16 protein-coding genes and 1 pseudogene are annotated in these 16,722 nt (G+C 45.0%); 14 read left to right on the top strand and 3 right to left on the bottom strand.

Features of this window, described 5'->3' with window-relative positions; translation table 11 throughout:
- Positions 1 to 73 precede the first annotated feature (73 nt).
- From folP to RTR63_RS01680, 4 genes are all read left to right on the top strand, one after another.
- Positions 74 to 952 (top strand): dihydropteroate synthase, encoded by an 879-nt coding sequence (gene folP / locus RTR63_RS01695; protein ID WP_312522337.1) that lies wholly within the window; start codon positions 74 to 76, stop codon positions 950 to 952.
- Between the two features lie 50 nt (positions 953 to 1,002).
- Positions 1,003 to 1,269 (top strand): FAD assembly factor SdhE, encoded by a 267-nt coding sequence (locus RTR63_RS01690; protein WP_065253600.1) that lies wholly within the window; start codon positions 1,003 to 1,005, stop codon positions 1,267 to 1,269.
- A 24-nt stretch (positions 1,270 to 1,293) separates the two neighbouring features.
- Positions 1,294 to 1,800, top strand: a complete 507-nt coding sequence (locus RTR63_RS01685) for a hypothetical protein (RefSeq protein WP_239741481.1) — start codon at positions 1,294 to 1,296, stop codon at positions 1,798 to 1,800.
- Between the two features lie 175 nt (positions 1,801 to 1,975).
- Positions 1,976 to 2,698, top strand: coding sequence for a YidB family protein (locus tag RTR63_RS01680; protein WP_312522336.1), 723 nt, complete (start codon positions 1,976 to 1,978; stop codon positions 2,696 to 2,698).
- A 116-nt stretch (positions 2,699 to 2,814) separates the two neighbouring features.
- On the opposite strand, the gene aroE is transcribed toward RTR63_RS01680, so the two are convergent.
- Positions 2,815 to 3,633 (bottom strand): shikimate dehydrogenase, encoded by an 819-nt coding sequence (aroE, locus tag RTR63_RS01675; RefSeq protein ID WP_312522335.1) that lies wholly within the window; start codon positions 3,631 to 3,633, stop codon positions 2,815 to 2,817.
- A gap of 226 nt (positions 3,634 to 3,859) precedes the next feature.
- Between aroE and RTR63_RS01670 the strand changes: the two genes are divergently transcribed.
- From RTR63_RS01670 to tmk, 4 genes are all read left to right on the top strand, one after another.
- Entirely contained in the window at positions 3,860 to 4,636 is a 777-nt protein-coding gene (locus RTR63_RS01670) for a hypothetical protein (RefSeq protein WP_312522334.1), read from the top strand.
- Positions 4,637 to 4,695: 59 nt separating this feature from the next.
- Positions 4,696 to 5,652, top strand: coding sequence for an aminotransferase class IV (locus RTR63_RS01665; protein ID WP_312522333.1), 957 nt, complete (start codon positions 4,696 to 4,698; stop codon positions 5,650 to 5,652).
- An 86-nt stretch (positions 5,653 to 5,738) separates the two neighbouring features.
- Positions 5,739 to 7,055: an endolytic transglycosylase MltG gene (gene mltG, locus RTR63_RS01660; RefSeq protein WP_312522332.1), complete on the top strand. Its 1,317-nt coding sequence runs from the start codon at positions 5,739 to 5,741 to the stop codon at positions 7,053 to 7,055.
- Between the two features lie 12 nt (positions 7,056 to 7,067).
- Positions 7,068 to 7,709, top strand: coding sequence for a dTMP kinase (gene tmk / locus RTR63_RS01655; protein ID WP_312522331.1), 642 nt, complete (start codon positions 7,068 to 7,070; stop codon positions 7,707 to 7,709).
- Between the two features lie 83 nt (positions 7,710 to 7,792).
- On the opposite strand, the gene nadB is transcribed toward tmk, so the two are convergent.
- Entirely contained in the window at positions 7,793 to 9,490 is a 1,698-nt protein-coding gene (gene nadB / locus RTR63_RS01650; RefSeq protein WP_312522330.1) for an L-aspartate oxidase, read from the bottom strand.
- Between the two features lie 521 nt (positions 9,491 to 10,011).
- On the opposite strand from nadB, the gene RTR63_RS01645 reads away from it, so the two are divergent.
- The 5 genes from RTR63_RS01645 (at position 10,012) to RTR63_RS01625 (ending at position 14,715) form a co-directional block, all read left to right on the top strand.
- Positions 10,012 to 11,172, top strand: a complete 1,161-nt coding sequence (locus RTR63_RS01645; protein ID WP_312522329.1) for a metallophosphoesterase — start codon at positions 10,012 to 10,014, stop codon at positions 11,170 to 11,172.
- Between the two features lie 224 nt (positions 11,173 to 11,396).
- Positions 11,397 to 12,290, top strand: a complete 894-nt coding sequence (dapA, locus tag RTR63_RS01640; RefSeq protein WP_312522328.1) for a 4-hydroxy-tetrahydrodipicolinate synthase — start codon at positions 11,397 to 11,399, stop codon at positions 12,288 to 12,290.
- Positions 12,287 to 12,586, top strand: a complete 300-nt coding sequence (locus tag RTR63_RS01635; RefSeq protein WP_060995311.1) for a hypothetical protein — start codon at positions 12,287 to 12,289, stop codon at positions 12,584 to 12,586. The genes dapA and RTR63_RS01635 overlap by 4 nt, the downstream gene beginning before the upstream one ends.
- Before the next feature lie 134 nt (positions 12,587 to 12,720).
- Positions 12,721 to 13,449, top strand: a complete 729-nt coding sequence (gene purC / locus RTR63_RS01630) for a phosphoribosylaminoimidazolesuccinocarboxamide synthase (protein WP_050325481.1) — start codon at positions 12,721 to 12,723, stop codon at positions 13,447 to 13,449.
- 165 nt (positions 13,450 to 13,614) lie between these two features.
- A complete protein-coding gene (locus RTR63_RS01625; protein WP_312522326.1) occupies positions 13,615 to 14,715 on the top strand; it encodes an FUSC family protein in 1,101 nt (366 codons plus the stop codon).
- Positions 14,716 to 14,814: 99 nt separating this feature from the next.
- Here the strand turns inward: RTR63_RS01625 and serB are convergent, their stop codons facing one another.
- On the bottom strand, positions 14,815 to 15,816 hold the full coding sequence (gene serB / locus RTR63_RS01620) for a phosphoserine phosphatase SerB (protein WP_312522325.1): 1,002 nt from the start codon (positions 15,814 to 15,816) through the stop codon (positions 14,815 to 14,817).
- A gap of 81 nt (positions 15,817 to 15,897) precedes the next feature.
- Here serB and RTR63_RS01615 point away from each other — a divergent pair.
- Positions 15,898 to 16,722: pseudogene (locus tag RTR63_RS01615) on the top strand (hypothetical protein); the annotation flags it as partial.

Here is a 16,722-nt window from a genome sequence, read left to right as displayed (position 1 = left end):
CTACCAACTTGATAGCGGTTTTTTTGTTTTTCACTTAAAATAGTAAAAAATTTTAGCAATCATTGTGGACATCATGCAGTTACAGCCCATTCCCAACTTTGCCATTCATTATCATAATCAAACGCTCGATTTATCTAATCCCCATATCATGGGTATTTTAAATGTCACCCCAGATTCATTTTCTGATGGTGGTCGATATAATCATATCGACCAAGGCTTGCGTCATACCGAGCAGATGATCAAAGACGGGGCGACGATTATCGATGTGGGTGGTGAATCTACTCGCCCAAATGCCAGCCCTGTGAGTGAGCAAGAAGAAGTTGACCGCGTCATCAAAGTGGTTGAAGCGATTAATCATAACTTTGGTGAGCAAGTGTGGGTGTCGGTCGATACCAGTAGCCCGACCGTGATGACACTCGCCAGTCAAGTCGGCGCCAAAATTTGGAATGATGTACGAGCCTTGACGCGCCCCGATGCCATTGCTACCGCTGCCAAACTCGATATCCCTGTCATGCTCATGCACATGCGCGGTGAGCCAACGACCATGAATCAGCTAGATAATTATCAAGATTTATATACCGATGTTATTAGCGAGTTACAGCAGCGCATTGATGAGGTTATGGAGGGTGGGGTCAGACGTGACAATCTTATCATTGACCCAGGGTTTGGCTTTGCCAAAAACGCCCAGCAAAATCTGGCATGGCTGAATGAATTTTATCGGTTGCATACGTTTAACTTACCTGTCATGGTGGCATTATCCCGTAAACGCTTTGTTGGCGAAGTCCTCAAGTCAGCCAACCTACCCCATGACCCTACCGATAGAGATGTTGCTAGTATGGTTGCAGCCTTATTTGCTGTGCAGCAAGGGGCGTGTATATTGCGTACCCATAACGTAGCAGCGACTAAAGCAGGGCTTGCGATGTGGCAAGCGACGCAACAGGCACAAACTTAGTAAAAATTAAAAAATTACATGAATTTAACGCGCAACGACAAGGATTTATCATGAGTGACAATCAGCCAGAACCTACATTAGAGCAGCGCAAAGTCATCTATCGTGCCAGACGCGGTCTAAAAGAACTCGATTATTATTTTGACCCGTATGTGAGAGCGCACTATCTAAAAGCCGACTCACGAGAGCAGCAAATTTTTGCAGAATTGGTGAAAGAAGAAGATCCTGATTTGCTGGATTGGTTTTTACACAATCATCCGACCAAGCCAGAATTTGCTGATTTGATAGCCAAGCTCAAATCATTAAAAGCTTCTTCTTAATTGATTTAGATGAACGAGCGCTACTTGTCGCGTCATAACACCGCATTTATTGATATTGATGCCACGCTCAAACCCAGTGTGGATAAAAAACTGCTTTGGGGAGCTTGTTTATGGGTGGTTGTTGGCATTTTGGCACTCGTACCTTTGGCGCTTACCTATAAACTTTTACTAGGTATGGTCGCTATAGCCAGTCTTTGGTTCGGGCAAGTCTCTAGTTGTCACTTATTGGCTATTTCATCGTTACACGCCAAACCGCAAAGTAACAATCAAACCTTACCTTATGACAACTTTGATTTTTTAACTTGGCAAATCCAGTGGGTACGTGGGGTTGTCAAAGTACCTAAACAGGGTAAGCAAGCGGTTTGGCAGGCAAATTTGCTGGGCATCGCTGATATGGGGTGCCTAATGATTTTAACGTTTGGGTTGATAGAATCAGTGCCAGCTAAAATCAGTGTAACCATTTGGCAAGATCAAGTGGATAGCGATACCTGGCGGCAATTTAAGGTGCTAGCGAACACAGTAGGGCGATAACAAAAATGGTGTATAAGTTATAGTCAATATTGCTACAATTAAATCAACCAAGTGTTGAGGCGACTGCGCATTTTAGTTTGAACTTAAGTCTTGAACTTAAGCGCAATTGGCATGCGTCAGCGCGGTATTATTGGTGATATATAACAATCATTGAAAAAGATAAAAGGGAATGACCATGGGTCTATTAACAAGTCTAGTAACACAAGTGGCGCAAAGTGCCATTCAAAGCAAAATGGGCCAAAGCAAAATGGGCGGTCAAAGCCAAGTCGATATGGGCGGCCTAGGGAATATTTTTGGTAATGTTTTAGGCGGCGGGGTGCAGCAGCCACAAATGCAGTCAAACGGTTTTGGTTTGGATGATATCATCGGTATGGCAATGAACCAAAATCAAGGTATGTCCCAAGGTGGCGTGCTAGGACAAGTGCTGGGTAGCGTGCTAGGGGGAGGCATGGGCGGCGGCCTAAGCGGTGGTATAGGCAATAACGTAGGTATGAACCAATTTCCACAAAGCCAAAGTGGCTTTGGTGGTAAGGGTATGTTAATGGCGGCTTTGTTGCCAATCGCGTTGATGTTTATTCAGCGTAATGGGGGACTATCAGGGGCCTTTAATAAAATTCAAAATATGGGATTCGGTCATCAAGCTAACTCTTGGATGAGTGCTGACCAATCAAACCAACCACTGGATGCTAATGATATCAATCAGCTATTTGATAATGATGAGTTGGCGCAAGTTGCGGCACAAACTGGTGTGGACCAAAGCGAAGTCCGTCAAAGTATGGCGGAGCTTTTGCCACAGTTATTTGACAACTTGACACCACATGGTGATACCCAAACCGAAAGCCAAGCCAATAAAGAAATCAGTGATATTTTGGCGCAATTAGGCAAGGCGAATCGCTAAATTAGCCTGACTAAAAAAAGCCAGTTTTGTCACTGGCTTTTTTTATTGGGCAAATTTTGGTTTTGTCTATTTCATCTAAAGCATAGGCGAGTGCTAACTGCTTTTTTATAAAACAGCTAAAAATGAAAATTCGTCAAATCGACTTGTTTACCCGTCCAAAGCGCAAAACTTAATGCCCCTTGATTGACCAGCATTCCTAAGCCATCCGAGGTTTTGGCATGTTTCGACTTAAAAAAGTCCAAAAACGCTGATGGTTTGCCATACATCATGTCATAGGCAAAATCGACAGTCATATCCTTGGCAAACGGCAATCTGTCACCGCTCAGACCTATCGACGTTGCATTGATAATCACCTCAATATCGTTGGGCAAATCCGTCAAACTTGAAAAGGTGAGCTTATCGGTATCAAATAATCGGGTTAAATTCTCTGCTTTTTCTACTGTGCGATTGGCAATATGCAGTGATTTTACTTGCGCATCTAGCAACGGCAAAATCGCGCCACGAGTCGCTCCACCTGCCCCCAAAATAGCAACATTTGCATCCTTTAACCTGACGCCTTGCGACAATAAATCCGCCACCAAACCGCGACCATCGGTATTGTCGCCATACAGTTTGCCCGCTTTGATGGCAAGGGTATTGACTGCACCCGCCAAGCGCGCGTATTCAGATAGCTCACCCCGCTGCTGGCACAGCGCAAATGCCATCTCTTTAAAAGGTACGGTCACATTTGCCCCTGTGCCACCACCTGCAAAAAATGCTTCGATGACAGCGGTAAAGCTGTCGACATCGTTGGGACAATATTGGCGTTGGTAAGACAAGGTGATGCCCGTTTGTTTGGCAAAGGCTTGGTGCAAATCAGGCGATTTGCTATGGGCAATCGGATTGCCGATTACCATGCAGTGATAACGGACGTTTGAATCAGGAATTGATGACATGGGAGAACCTATAATACGATGAGTAAAATTACCAATTCCCCTCACTTTACAATAACTGTGGCTGCTGTATCAATGCTGGGTTTTGATTGGCTAGATTTTGATTGAATGGGTGTAAAGCGTAGCAATTCATCGATTTGGCTAAAAATAACAACAAAAGCGTACTGTTAACCGCCATCAATGCCTTGTTACAATGCGCTATTCACACCAACCCGTTATACAATACACAATGAAGCTAATTGCCCACAAACCGCTTTTTTTACCGCGTCAAAACCGCTCAGAACATCCGGTAGGCGCTACCCAAAAAGGCGCTACCAAAAAATGCGCTGCCCAAAAAAGCGTTACCCAAAATAAACCCACTTGGCTAAAAAATCTTGGCTGGGGTTGGGTTATCTTAGCACTCACCTTAACTGGCTGTGATAAGGTCAAACAAATCGCCTCACAACACAATGCCAGTGTGACCGCTAGTACTACCGCATCGACCACAGCCGCCAATCCGTCTATCAACCCTACCTCGCAGCCAACGCCTGTGGTCTATCCCATCAATGAGTGGCAGCAACAAACGCTGGCAAACAAAGTCAGTATACACGATACCGAAGCCATGACGTTATTATTGGGTCAACCCATCACCATTGATACGCAAAGTTTGGACTACCGTAGCAATGTGGCAAGTAAATATAGTTTTGCCAAAACCGGTGAGCCGTATTTTGATTTGCTTGAGTCGCCTATGTATATCGAGTTACAGTGGTACTATGCCAGTGCCTATGACAATGCCAGCGTTAAAAACATCAGCATCCAGCATGCCAAAACAGCGTTTCACCTGACCCAAAATTGGTTTGGGCAAGATGGCTCAGACATTGTTGCCCACATGGTGCAAGGACAGCCGATTAAAAATACGAGCTACCACGGAATTTTGGTAGAATTAGCACGCTGTGACAATTATCATTGTGATTTGGTGGTCAGAAAACCCACTGTCACCGCCAAAACCGCTAAAAAAAGCGGCTAATTGATGCGGCTTTCACTGTATACAGTTAACTATTAATTTAATCAAGTAGCCAAATAACCATGTGGTATTCATTATCTGATGCTCAGTATGCCAAGCAAACGCCAATCACCGCTATCGATATTGATTCACGGGTCATAGCGTATGGTGATGGGTTCTTTACCACCATGGCGGTGGTTGCAGGACAAATCAATTGGCTCAGTTACCACTTAGATAGAATCGACGAGAGTGCCCATGCGTTACAACTAAATTTAACCAACGCTGACTTAGATGCAGCCAATTTAGACGCTTCCAATTTAGACGCCTTCAATTTATATGCCGCCAATTTAGAATCCCCCAATCATACTATCCGCGCATACTTTAATAGCCAGTTAGCCAATTTTGCTAAAACCCTCAATCACGGTATGCTTAAGCTGATAGTCTGCCGAAGAAATCAACCTATCAAAGGCTATGGATTTTGCAGCTTTGAATTTGACGCTTTTATTAAGCTTATGCCCACGGATAAGCCATTATCACAGCAGGCCAATCAAGTTATCATCCAACCTGCCGCTACCGCCATCTGTCTTACGCAGCAAATTGCGTGTTTACCCAAACCCTTGGTAGGACTTAAGCTACTAAACGCCCAAGATAAAGTGATGACAAGTCATGAGCTGTGGCAGCACCAAACCCAAAATGCACAAATGATTGATGGGCTGGTGCAAGATGTGATGGGGCATTGGGTAGAAGGTACTTTTTGCAATGTGTTTTATCAGCTTAATCATGAAAACGTGTGGTACACACCGCCCATCAACCGCTCAGGGGTAAAAGGGGTGATGCGGCAGGTGCTATTGGCTAAGTTTGCCCAGTCCGATAGGGCGCATAAGGAGCGATATTTAGCCAGCGAGGAGTTAGCCAATATCACAAGCTTGTTTTTTTGCAATGCTGTACGCGGGATTTTGCCCATTGAAGCATTGGTGTTACCTAATGGGCAGTCAACCGCGCTTGATTTGACCCCAATCTATGCGCAAAAATTCACTTAAATCGTGTTGCTAGTAACTAAAAAAAATTGCTATTTTTGTCATTAATTGTTAAATTCTCGCTTATTGAGTCAATATAAGCCTTCTCTATGAACGACCCATCTGATAACAACCTGTCTAGCACCCCAGACCGTTCTGAGCATCATCCTTCTCAGCACAGTGACGCCCCTCACGCCGCGGATATTCCAGATTCTCAACTGCAGGACAATCATAGCAAAGATAAGGGTATCGATGACAAGGATATCACTAATAACGATGGCGAAGACCCGCATAGCAAAAACGTCAATGGCAATGATGCTTGTCTGATTAATCGTTCAACGCGAGAATTCAATGACAACATCACCGGTAGAAACAAAAAAAATAAATACCGTCTATTGGGGCTGCTCGGGTTTATTGTATTGGTGCTAGGCTGGTTGTTATTTGCTTGGTATAACACCTTATATGGCACTATTACCCAGAAAAAGCAGATGGTGACCATCAATAAAGGTCAAACCTACTATGCGCTGGTAGACGACTGGGATAAAAAGAAAAAGCTGTTCGTTGCGCCACTTGCCAAACTATATATCAAAATGACGGTGGATAAACCGCTTCATTCAGGGGTCTATCAACTGCCTGAAAATCCAAGTTTTGCCAATTATTTAGCCATGCTACAACAAGGTGAAAAAGTCGCTTTTATCAAAGTGCAAATCATTGAAGGCAAAACAGCCAAAGAGTTATATCAACATTTGATGGACAACAAAGGGATTAAAAACGAAGTTATTCATGGTAGCAAAGTTGACGTTGACAAACTTGGGCTCAATATCCCTGCTGACTATCACCCGAATGGCAACCTTGAAGGTTGGTTCTCACCGGACACCTATTATTTCAATGAAGGCAGTAGCGATAAAAAAGTGCTAACGGATTTATTTACCCGTCAACACAAAGCGCTGATGGAAAACTGGAACAATCGCCAAGCCAATCTGCCGTACAAAACACCGTATGAAGCGCTGATTATGGCATCGATTATTGAAAAAGAAACCAGTGTCGAAAGCGAGCGTGGTGAAGTGGCAGGCGTGTTCGTTAATCGTCTGAAGAAAAACATGCGCCTGCAAACCGACCCCACCGTGATTTATGGCATGGGCGATCGTTACGATGGTAATATTCGCAAATCTGACCTTGAAGAAAAAACCGCTTATAACACCTATCAAATTGACGGCTTACCACCGACACCAATTGCCTTGCCAAGTATTGCATCCATTAAAGCGGCACTTCACCCAAATCAGACCGATTCGCTATATTTTGTGGCAACGGGCAATGGCGGTCATAAATTTACCAGTAATTTAGAAGACCATAACCAAGCGGTGCAAGACTATCTGCGGGTAATGCGTGAAAAACGCGCCAGCCAAAACAGCCAATTAGGTCAGTAAAAAACGATACCCATGCAAACAGCTGCGAAAGCCCCCATTAGCGAAAAATTTATCTCATTTGAAGGTACCGAAGGGGTAGGTAAGTCCACCTTGATTGCCAATGTGGCAGCGCATTTGACCGCGCAAGGCATCGATTTTATCCAGACCCGTGAACCGGGCGGCAGTCCGTTTGCTGAGCAGTTACGCGCCATGTTACTTGACCCTGCAACGACTATGACAGAGGACAGTGAACTCTTATTGATGTTTGCGGCACGTGCCGATCATGTGGCGCAAGTGATTTTGCCAGCGCTCGCTCAGGGTCAATGGGTGCTGTGCGACCGCTTTACCGATTCCACCATTGCCTATCAAGGGTTTGGGCGCAAACGGGGCGATAGGGCAGAACTTAGCAAAATTGAATTATTGATTAGGCAGTTTGTGGCAAAAATGCCAGATATGACCATATGGTTAGATTTACCCGTCACAGAGGGGATGAGCCGTGCCAAAAATCGCGGCAAACTAGACCGCTTTGAGCAAAATCAGCTAGCGTTTTTTGAGCGGGTATATCAAGGATTTGCTTATCAAGCAGCACAGCAACCGCAGCGCGTCAAACGCATTGATGCGCAGGGTACACCTGATGAAGTGTTGGCAAAAGTGCTAACGCAGCTGGGTATTTAATGTCGTTATTTAGTGTTATAAAGCTTTTACAATTATTTTGAAAAAAGGGGATGATAAACATTCCCTTTTTTATTTAACCCATACTATGGCATAGATGGGGTTAAAATCACGTCTGCCGCCACTGGCAAAGTTTGTGGAAAGTCTTTGTTGTAATGTAGTCCCCGCGATTCGTGGCGACGTAGCGCCGAGCGCACAATGAGCTCAGAGACTAGCAGCAAATTACGCAATTCAATCAGATTTTTACTAACCACAAAGTTGGCGTAGTAATCATTTACTTCTTGTTTTAACAACAAAATGCGGTTGAGTGCGCGATGCAGGCGTTTATCCGAGCGCACAATACCAACGTAGTGCCACATGCTTTGGCGCAATTCATCCCAGTTTTGTAGTAGGATGACTTCTTCGTCAGGGTCGGTTACATGTTGGCTGTCCCAATCAGGAATAGCAGGAATGGGGGGAACGCGATTTTCTGCAAATGCAGCGGCAATATGCCGCGCTGCACTCATCCCGTACACAAAACACTCTAACAGCGAGTTACTCGCCATGCGATTGGCACCATGCAGACCCGTAAAGGACGTTTCGCCCATGGCATATAGATTGAACACGTCGGTTTGGGCGTTTTCATTGACCATCACACCCCCACACGTGTAGTGAGCGGCGGGTACCACGGGGATTTTATCTTGGGTCATGTCAATGCCCAGCTCTAGTAGCCGCTCATATAGCATAGGGAAATGACCTTTAATAAAAGCTGGTTCTTGATGCGTAATATCTAACCAAACATGACGTATTCCCAAACGCTTCATCTCAAAGTCGATGGCGCGAGCCACTATATCACGCGGTGCCAGCTCACCCCGTTCATCGAAGCGAAGCATAAAACGCTCACCTTCTGGGTGTTCTTTGGTTGCTGGCAGGCGCAGGTAGGCACCTTCACCGCGCATGGCTTCGGTAATTAAAAACGAACGCGCTTCTGGATGATAGAGACAAGTAGGATGAAACTGATTAAATTCCAAATTCGCAACGCGGCAACCTGCCCGCCATGCCATCGCGATACCATCGCCCGTGGCAATATCTGGGTTAGATGTATACAAATACGCTTTTGATGCCCCGCCGCAGGCTAAGGCGATAAAGGGCGCGGTAAAGGTAATGACTTGATTGGTGTTCAAATCAAGCGCGTACAGTCCCACGGCACGATTAGGCTCGCTAATCGGACTGTAGTTGTGTTTGCTAAGTTTGTTGGTGGTGATGACATCAATGGCAGCGACATACTCAAACAGTTTGACATTCGGGCATTGTTTGACACGTTTGGCTAACGTGGTAGAAATGGCCACCCCAGTGGCATCTGCCGCATGGATGATACGACGTTTGGTATGACCGCCTTCACGCGTCAGGTGCAAGGTTTCGTTTTCATCCAAGGTAAATTTGACACCTTGTTTGAGCAAAAACTCCACCGCTTCTCGGCTATGCTCTACCGTAAAACGTACCGCATCTTCATGACAAAGACCTGCCCCTGCAATCAAGGTATCATCGACATGCTCATCAACCGAGTCATCATCCGATAGTACCGCCGCCACGCCGCCTTGGGCATAAAAAGTGCTGGCTTCGGTGAGCTTGTCTTTTGCCAAAACCGCAATCGATAGATGGCTTGGCAAGGATAAAGCTAACGATAAACCTGCACCGCCACTGCCGACAATCACCACATCAAACGCGTGGCGATGGTTAGCCTGTGCTTGCGGCTGGAGAGTTTCTTTGATAGGGGAGTTTGACACATTAACGCTTGCTGTCATAACGCTGACGTCCTTCAAATTAATGAGTTAAAGAGCCAAAAAATCTAAGCAAGCGCTGAGCAAATTGGGTCACCGTGCTACATTTAAAAGGCTTTGTTTAAAAGGCTATCTTTAAAAGCTATGGTTAAAAGGCTAAGTTTAAAAAGCCATGGGAAAATAAGCTATCATATCAGTTTTTATAAATGATGGCGGATTTTTTGTACGGTTTGTTGTTTAAGTAGCAATCCCATCCAAATAGCCCATGGTTAAGGCTAAACAGGGTACGACGTATGCAAACGCGCTCGTCTTTGTTTTGCCGTCGCTGACAGACAATGGGGGAAAATGCAAAGTCAGGCGTTTTTTAAAGCAATTTAATACAAAAAATTCGCCTAGCTGTTCAGCCATTTTTTGCGATATGATGACAGTTTAAATTGTCATATCCATGATTGCCATTTATAATGGGCGCTTTTTTTTATACGTATTTGTCATGCAAATTATTGATTATTCTGTAAATTTAGGTAACGCTTTATATGGGTGGTAGCATGATTGGCAGTTGGCTAGGTCATCTTGGAGCGGTCATTGCCGTTTTGGTAATCCTATGGTCGTGCCTAAAAACCGTGCAACTCAAAGCCCGGACGGATAACCTGCAAATCCTGCTACAACTGGTCAGTTTCTACGCGCGCTATTGGTTTGTTTGGTTGTTGGTGTGGGCAAACGTGCAACTGCTGTATGACAACCAAATTATTTACTGGCTGCTTATCGCGTTATCCTTGTTGTATATCTATATGAGCTGGGTTGAGCCCAATCGGCTGCGCGTTTCGCATTTTTCAATCAATTTGACCGCATCTGCGAACTATCAGCCTGCGACCGATATTTCACTGGCTGCAGCAGCATCTCAACCTCTACAAACTATCAAACTACATCAAACTGCAAAAATTGCGGTGCTGAGTGATATCCACATTGGTATATTTTCTAACCCCCATCAGTTAGCGCGTTTGGTGAAATGCCTTAACCGCTTAGATGTTGATGCGGTGCTGATTTTGGGTGATTGGTTATATCAAGCGACAACTTTGGATGCCCATCTAAGCCCATTTAAAACGCTGAACAAGCCTTGCTATACCGTCCTTAGCGATGCCGATACCCAGCAGGTTGTCGATGATGCACAAAATAGCGAACCTGCTAGCAATATGCAGTTAATGAATATTTTGCCAACCTTCGGTATTCAATTATTGCCTGAGCAAGGCTTGCGCATTGCCGGGATAAAAATCATAGGCATTCATAATGGCAGTACAATGGATTTACCGCGCGTGATTGAACAGCAGCGCAGCGCGGGGCAGCCATTAGTCATTGCCACCCATGATATCAAGCAGTTAGAAGCCAATCCACGAACCTTAAGTGACGCCAACAACGATACGTTGGTGATTGCGGGGCAAACGCATGGGGGGCAGGTCAATATACCTGTATTGACACCGCTGATGGTCAGAGCATTGACAGGCAATAAACTGGCGGCAGGGTTACGCAGACCAGATACAGCCAAACAATCCGATTATCATCCCAAAGCACTCAATGAGGCTGACAAACCCAGCAAACGCTACCAAGTATGGGTGAATACTGGGATTGGCATGACAGGGTTGCCGTTTCGTTTTAATTGTCCCCCTACCATTGATGTGCTAACCATCCAAGTTCAAACGGCTAATACTTAACCAATCCCATTAAACAATCCGACTAATCAGGGTAAACCAGTCATTGCCTTATTATCAGGTTAAGTGGGGTCTATAACCTGTTTTGCTACAGCAATGGAGAAACTTGCGTTTGCTATCAAAGCGCTTAAACTTCGCCCCAAATGTATGCTACACTAGACAAAAATTTTCAAAAAATTGTCGCAGCTGTTACATATTCTACTTAAGGTTTTGTCCAAGGTATTGTTATGACCCCCATTTTAGATAAACTACAAGGCTCTATGGTCGCATTGATTACACCTATGCATAGCAATGGTGACGTCGATTGGCAATCATTGGCAAATCTCATTGATTGGCAAATCGAGCAAAGTACGGACGTACTGGTATCGGTTGGTACGACGGGTGAATCCGCAACCTTATCGATGCAAGAGCATGTGGACGTCATTGAATTTACCATGAAGCAAGTGGGTGGTCGTATTCCTGTCATCGCGGGTACGGGCGCTAACAATACCGTTGAAGCCATTGAGCTGACCCAGCACGCCAAACAAGCGGGGGCGGATGCCGTGCTGTTGGTTGTGCCTTACTACAATAAACCGACCCAAGAAGGGCTATACTTACACTATAAAGCCATTGCTGAAGCCGTGGACATTCCCCAAGTGCTATACAACGTACCCGGGCGCACCATCGTGGATATGCAGCAAGCGACTGTCGAGCGCCTAGCGGACATCGAAAATATCATCGCGATTAAAGATGCGACGGGTGACGTGGCGCGTGGTGCCAAACTGATTGAAGCAGTAAAAGGTCGCATGATTGTATTGTCAGGGGATGATGAAAGCGCGTTAGCACTGATGCGTCATGGGGCAAAAGGCAATATCTCAGTGACCGCCAATGTCGCACCAAAAATCATGAGCCAAATTTTTGGCTTGGCACTCAAAGGTGAGTTTGAACAAGCCGAAGCATTAAACCAAAAAATAGCCCATTTACACCAAGATTTATTTATCGAGTCAAGTCCCATTCCTGCAAAATATGCCTTATACAAAATGGGTCATATCGAGCAAGGTATCCGTTTACCATTAACTTGGCTTACCCCAGAACACCAACAAGTGATGGATGAAGCACTTGCCAAAGCAGGTTTACTATGAAAAAAACACTCAGCGCTAACCACAATCGATTCAACGCCCAGCTAGCCCTAGCGATTATTGCCTCTGCTAGCATTGCTATGACAGGCTGTACTACTTTTAAACGTAAAGTTGGCGACAATTCTTTGGACTATACCAAAACCAAAAAACTTGAACCCATCCAATTACCGGCAGATGCACAAACGCTACCTTTTACGCCAGTTTATGCAGTGCCGCAATCGGGTGAAAATACGTTAAAAATCACAAAAGAAGGCAGTAAGCGTTTTGAGCTACCGCGTCCAATTAGTACCGTAAAATAGAGAGTGGCTGACCGCATCTATGATAGTTTGCAGCTGGTGTTGCTAACCGCGTATCAGCCAATCAATGCAACTGTCATAAATTAGCTACTCTGAGCCAACCTTAGCCAATCTTAAACAGCCATTTGGGAATTACCATGCAAAAACTCGATTTACTTTATAAAGGCAAAGCAAAATCCGTCTTCGAAACTGACAATCCAGATTATCTGATTTTAGAATTTCGTGATGATACCTCTGCGTTCAACGGCGAGCGTATCGAACAGTTAGCGCGTAAAGGCAAAGTCAATAACCGCTTTAATGCCTTTATCATGCAAAAACTCAGCGAAGCAGGCATCGAAACCCATTTTGAACAGCAATTATCGGATGAAGAAGTGCTGGTCAAACGCCTAACAATGATTCCCGTCGAGTGTGTGGTACGTAACTATGCAGCAGGCAGCCTAGTACGTCGCTTAGGCTTGCAAGAAGGTCAAGCGTTGACACCACCTACCTTTGAATTATTCTATAAAGATGACGGTCTGGGCGACCCAATGGTAAATGATTCATTAGCGGTATCACTCGGCTGGGCAACGCAAGCACAACTGGATGAAATGAAAGCCTTAACCTTCAAAGTCAATGACGTGTTATCAAAAATGTTTGATGACGGTGGTTTGATGTTGGTGGATTTCAAACTAGAATTTGGGGTATTCAAAGACCGTATCGTACTGGGCGATGAGTTCTCGCCCGATGGTTGCCGCGTCTGGGACAAACAAACCAAGAAAAAACTGGATAAAGACCGTTTCCGTCAAAGCCTCGGTGATGTGGTGGAAGGTTATGAAGAAGTTGCCCAGCGTATTGGCGTGTCTTTGGTTGATGAGTCAGGTCGATAAATCGGATTCATTCATCAAGCTAGCTAATCGCTACAGCGCATCTAATTAAATCCAATTAAATTTGGATGGCATGTGAAATAGATAAACATCTAAAACTGGGGCTTGCTCCAGTTTTGTGTTTTTAGCAGGTTATTTAAGTTTAAGTTTAAGTTTTTAGCCCTCAATATGATTAACAAAAGAGTCTTTCATTTGGACAACCCTATCACTCATCAATATATCAAGCACCCGCTCACCACCTTGACCCAATTCAATCGCAATCCCAGACCTTGGCATATGCCATTGTTTGTGGCATTTGCGATTAGTTTTCCAGTGATGGTCGGGGCGTATCTGGGTGATTTGCGCATGGGGCTACTCGCGTCACTCGGTGCGATGGTGATTTTAAACTTACCCTATACTGGGTCGTTATTGTCTCGCATGACCACGGTATTGGCGTGTAGTTTTGGGATGGTCGCGTGTTTTGCCGTTGGTTTGGTCGCCCACAACGTACCCATCTTGACAATTCCCCTGATGTTTTTTGTGACCTTTTGGTGTACGCTGTTTAGCCGTTATTATAAGTTACCACCGCCTGCTGGGCTGTTTATCATCATGGCTTCAGCGATTGCGCTGTTTATGCCTGCACCGGTGTCACAAATCCCACAGCTGATTGGCGTGGTGGCATTGGGCGCGTTGTTTGCGGGGATGGTGGCGTGTTTTTATGCGTTACTGCTAATTTATAACAAGCCTGTCTTACCGGTAAACACACCGATGCCCGTGCGGGAGATTTTGGGTGATACTTTTATTGTATCGTCGTTTATTGCTTTATCATTGCTGCTCGCGCTGTGGCTAGAGATGCCCAAGCCCTATTGGGTGCCGATGAGCTGCTATGTCATCATGCAAGGGATGAATTTTCAAAGCATATGGATCAAGCAGATACATCGTATTGTGGGTACAGCGATTGGTATGCTGCTAGCTTGGCTATTGCTATCGGTGCATTTGAGCGATATGGGTGTGGCGCTAGGCATTTTTGGCATGATGTTTTGCATTGAGACTTTTGTGGTACGCCATTACGGGGTGGCGGTTATTTTTATCACCCCACTGACCATCTTTTTGGCAGAGTACAGCGCGGTACAGCCTACCGCAATCAGTGAGATTATCGTCATGCGGTTTTGGGACACCGTGCTCGGCTGTCTCATGGGTGTGCTAGGCGGTATTGTCATTTTATCACCGATAGTGAGGCAAAAATTACAAGTCATCGTCGATAAAATCGTGGCGAAATTGCCAATTTAGCTTTTTTATCCAAAAAAACAAAAAAGCCACTCGATAATCTGGGTGGCTTTTTTATAATCTTTAAAACTCATCTTTAACACTAATGCTTAAAACTAACCGCTAACATGAACCGCTCAATCCCAAGACAGTCATCACCCCATCGAGTCCTGCGACTGTTACCGCATAATCTGCTTGGGCGCGCACAATCGGTTTGGCGCGATAGGCAATACCGATATCAGCTAGTCCTAGCATTGGCAAGTCATTAGCGCCATCGCCGACAGCAACAGTCTCTGACAGCTTAATGCCTAGACGCTGTGCTACGGCTTGCAAAATTTCGGCTTTACGCTTGCCATCTACAATCGCTGAGGTGATTTCACCTGTCACTAGATTATCGACGATATCTAGGTCATTGGCATAACTCTCATCCATCCCTAAGCTGTTTTTCACGTATTCGGCAAAATAGTTAAAGCCACCTGAGACCAATACCACATAGTAACCATGATTTTTTAGTGCGCTAATCAAGCGTTTTGCCCCTGGGCTAAAGGTAATGTGATTGGCAATAATATCTTCGAGCACCTCACTTGATAACCCTTTAAGCAAAGCCACACGGCGAGTAAAGCTTTGGGCAAAATCAATTTCGCCGCGCATGGCAGATTCGGTGATCGTATCGACTTGCTCACCAATCCCGGCTTTTTTTGCCAATTCCACAATCACTTCTTGCTCAATCAAGGTCGAATCCATATCAAACAACGCCAGTTTATGCGGGCGCACCAATGTCGCAAGGGGCATGACATTGATATCTACGTGATAGAGGTTGTTGGCGGCGACTTGTTTGACCCGTTGGGGTAAGTCGCTGATATCGCTATCTGATTCCAGCGTCACAATCCAGCGAATTGTCGTCACAGGACTGGTTTGCTCAGCTTGGGCGAGTGTGTCATTGGCTTGCCAATCAAGCTCATTGACTAAGGTGTCTTGATGTAAGAGGCGAATGGCAGGATGAAGGCTTGCAAGGGTTTCGCTGACTTGGCTCAATAGCCCCAATTCAAACTTGGCAGCGCTTAGGGTAATCGCGTAACTATGGGGAAAATGCTGATTAAGTTGATACAAAAAATTCGTCGTCATGGTAGTTTACCCCTTGTATGCCAAAAAAATAAACATGATAATGTAGCATTTAATCGCTCCTAAAGAAAGTTTAATCTACCCATGAATCATCTAGCTCCCCGTCAAGGCAAATTCGCTATTGTGCTACTTATTAGTTTTTGTTTACATTTTTTGATGCTTACTTTTAGTAGTGAAAAATCCCAATACGAGCAGCGTACCCAAAAGGGTGAAAAAATTGTTGAACAGTTAGCCAAAGAAGCCATGGTGGGCATCACGAGCCAAGATAGAATTAGCCTGAGCGTCTTGGCAAACCGCTACCAAGTAGATCAGGAAGTCGCCAAGCTTGTCATCAGTGACCAAAACAACCAGCCGCTGGTGCAAACGGGACAAGCGCAAAACGAAGTGGGGCAGGTAATTGATAAACCCATTATCCAAAACAACCAAGTTCTCGGTCACGCCACTATCATTATGAAAGCGGTCTCCAAAGGCGAGATTGTCAGTAGTCAATGGTTGTTTGTATTAGGGTCAGCAATTTTGCATGGGTTTTTATGGTTGATTTATGGCTATATGGCGCGCCCAACGCAGGAACAGCTTGCGCAATTGGGTGAAAAAGTCCAGCAGCATATCGCGCTTGCGCGTGGCGGTTTAGCACCCCCCAACCCTGTATTGACAGCCGATGGTGAATTGCAGTTAGACGAAGACACCTTGTACAATAAAGCAGGGGATAGCAACGCCACCGCGCAACCTGCCGCCACTGGCAAAACCATCAATGATTTTTTAAATCGAGAAAAATCAAAATCTGCTAAAGACATTCACCAAACCCAGCCTACAGCCACTGAAGCGACTGACAATCTGGCTCAAGAAAATATAGTAGACAGCCAAAAACAGCCTGAAATTGAATTACAAATTCATTTTTATGACCAGTAT

This window comes from Moraxella sp. CTOTU47724, from assembly GCF_032014955.1.
In the GTDB taxonomy this organism is placed as follows: domain Bacteria; phylum Pseudomonadota; class Gammaproteobacteria; order Pseudomonadales; family Moraxellaceae; genus Faucicola; species Faucicola tetraodonis.
The sequence above is the reverse complement of the archived record's forward strand: the minus strand, read 5'-3'. Positions and strand labels throughout refer to the sequence as shown.

Bases quoted from the DNA above. Each gene is read 5' to 3' on its own strand.
- folP (WP_312522337.1), top strand. From the start codon at position 74: ATGCAGTTACAGCCCATTCCCAACTTTGCCATTCATTATCATAATCAA.
- RTR63_RS01690 (WP_065253600.1), top strand. From the start codon at position 1,003: ATGAGTGACAATCAGCCAGAACCTACATTAGAGCAGCGCAAAGTCATC.
- RTR63_RS01680 (WP_312522336.1), top strand. From the start codon at position 1,976: ATGGGTCTATTAACAAGTCTAGTAACACAAGTGGCGCAAAGTGCCATT.
- aroE (WP_312522335.1), bottom strand. From the start codon at position 3,633: ATGTCATCAATTCCTGATTCAAACGTCCGTTATCACTGCATGGTAATC.
- RTR63_RS01670 (WP_312522334.1), top strand. From the start codon at position 3,860: ATGAAGCTAATTGCCCACAAACCGCTTTTTTTACCGCGTCAAAACCGC.
- RTR63_RS01665 (WP_312522333.1), top strand. From the start codon at position 4,696: ATGTGGTATTCATTATCTGATGCTCAGTATGCCAAGCAAACGCCAATC.
- mltG (WP_312522332.1), top strand. From the start codon at position 5,739: ATGAACGACCCATCTGATAACAACCTGTCTAGCACCCCAGACCGTTCT.
- tmk (WP_312522331.1), top strand. From the start codon at position 7,068: ATGCAAACAGCTGCGAAAGCCCCCATTAGCGAAAAATTTATCTCATTT.
- nadB (WP_312522330.1), bottom strand. From the start codon at position 9,490: ATGACAGCAAGCGTTAATGTGTCAAACTCCCCTATCAAAGAAACTCTC.
- RTR63_RS01645 (WP_312522329.1), top strand. From the start codon at position 10,012: ATGATTGGCAGTTGGCTAGGTCATCTTGGAGCGGTCATTGCCGTTTTG.
- dapA (WP_312522328.1), top strand. From the start codon at position 11,397: ATGACCCCCATTTTAGATAAACTACAAGGCTCTATGGTCGCATTGATT.
- RTR63_RS01635 (WP_060995311.1), top strand. From the start codon at position 12,287: ATGAAAAAAACACTCAGCGCTAACCACAATCGATTCAACGCCCAGCTA.
- purC (WP_050325481.1), top strand. From the start codon at position 12,721: ATGCAAAAACTCGATTTACTTTATAAAGGCAAAGCAAAATCCGTCTTC.
- RTR63_RS01625 (WP_312522326.1), top strand. From the start codon at position 13,615: ATGATTAACAAAAGAGTCTTTCATTTGGACAACCCTATCACTCATCAA.
- serB (WP_312522325.1), bottom strand. From the start codon at position 15,816: ATGACGACGAATTTTTTGTATCAACTTAATCAGCATTTTCCCCATAGT.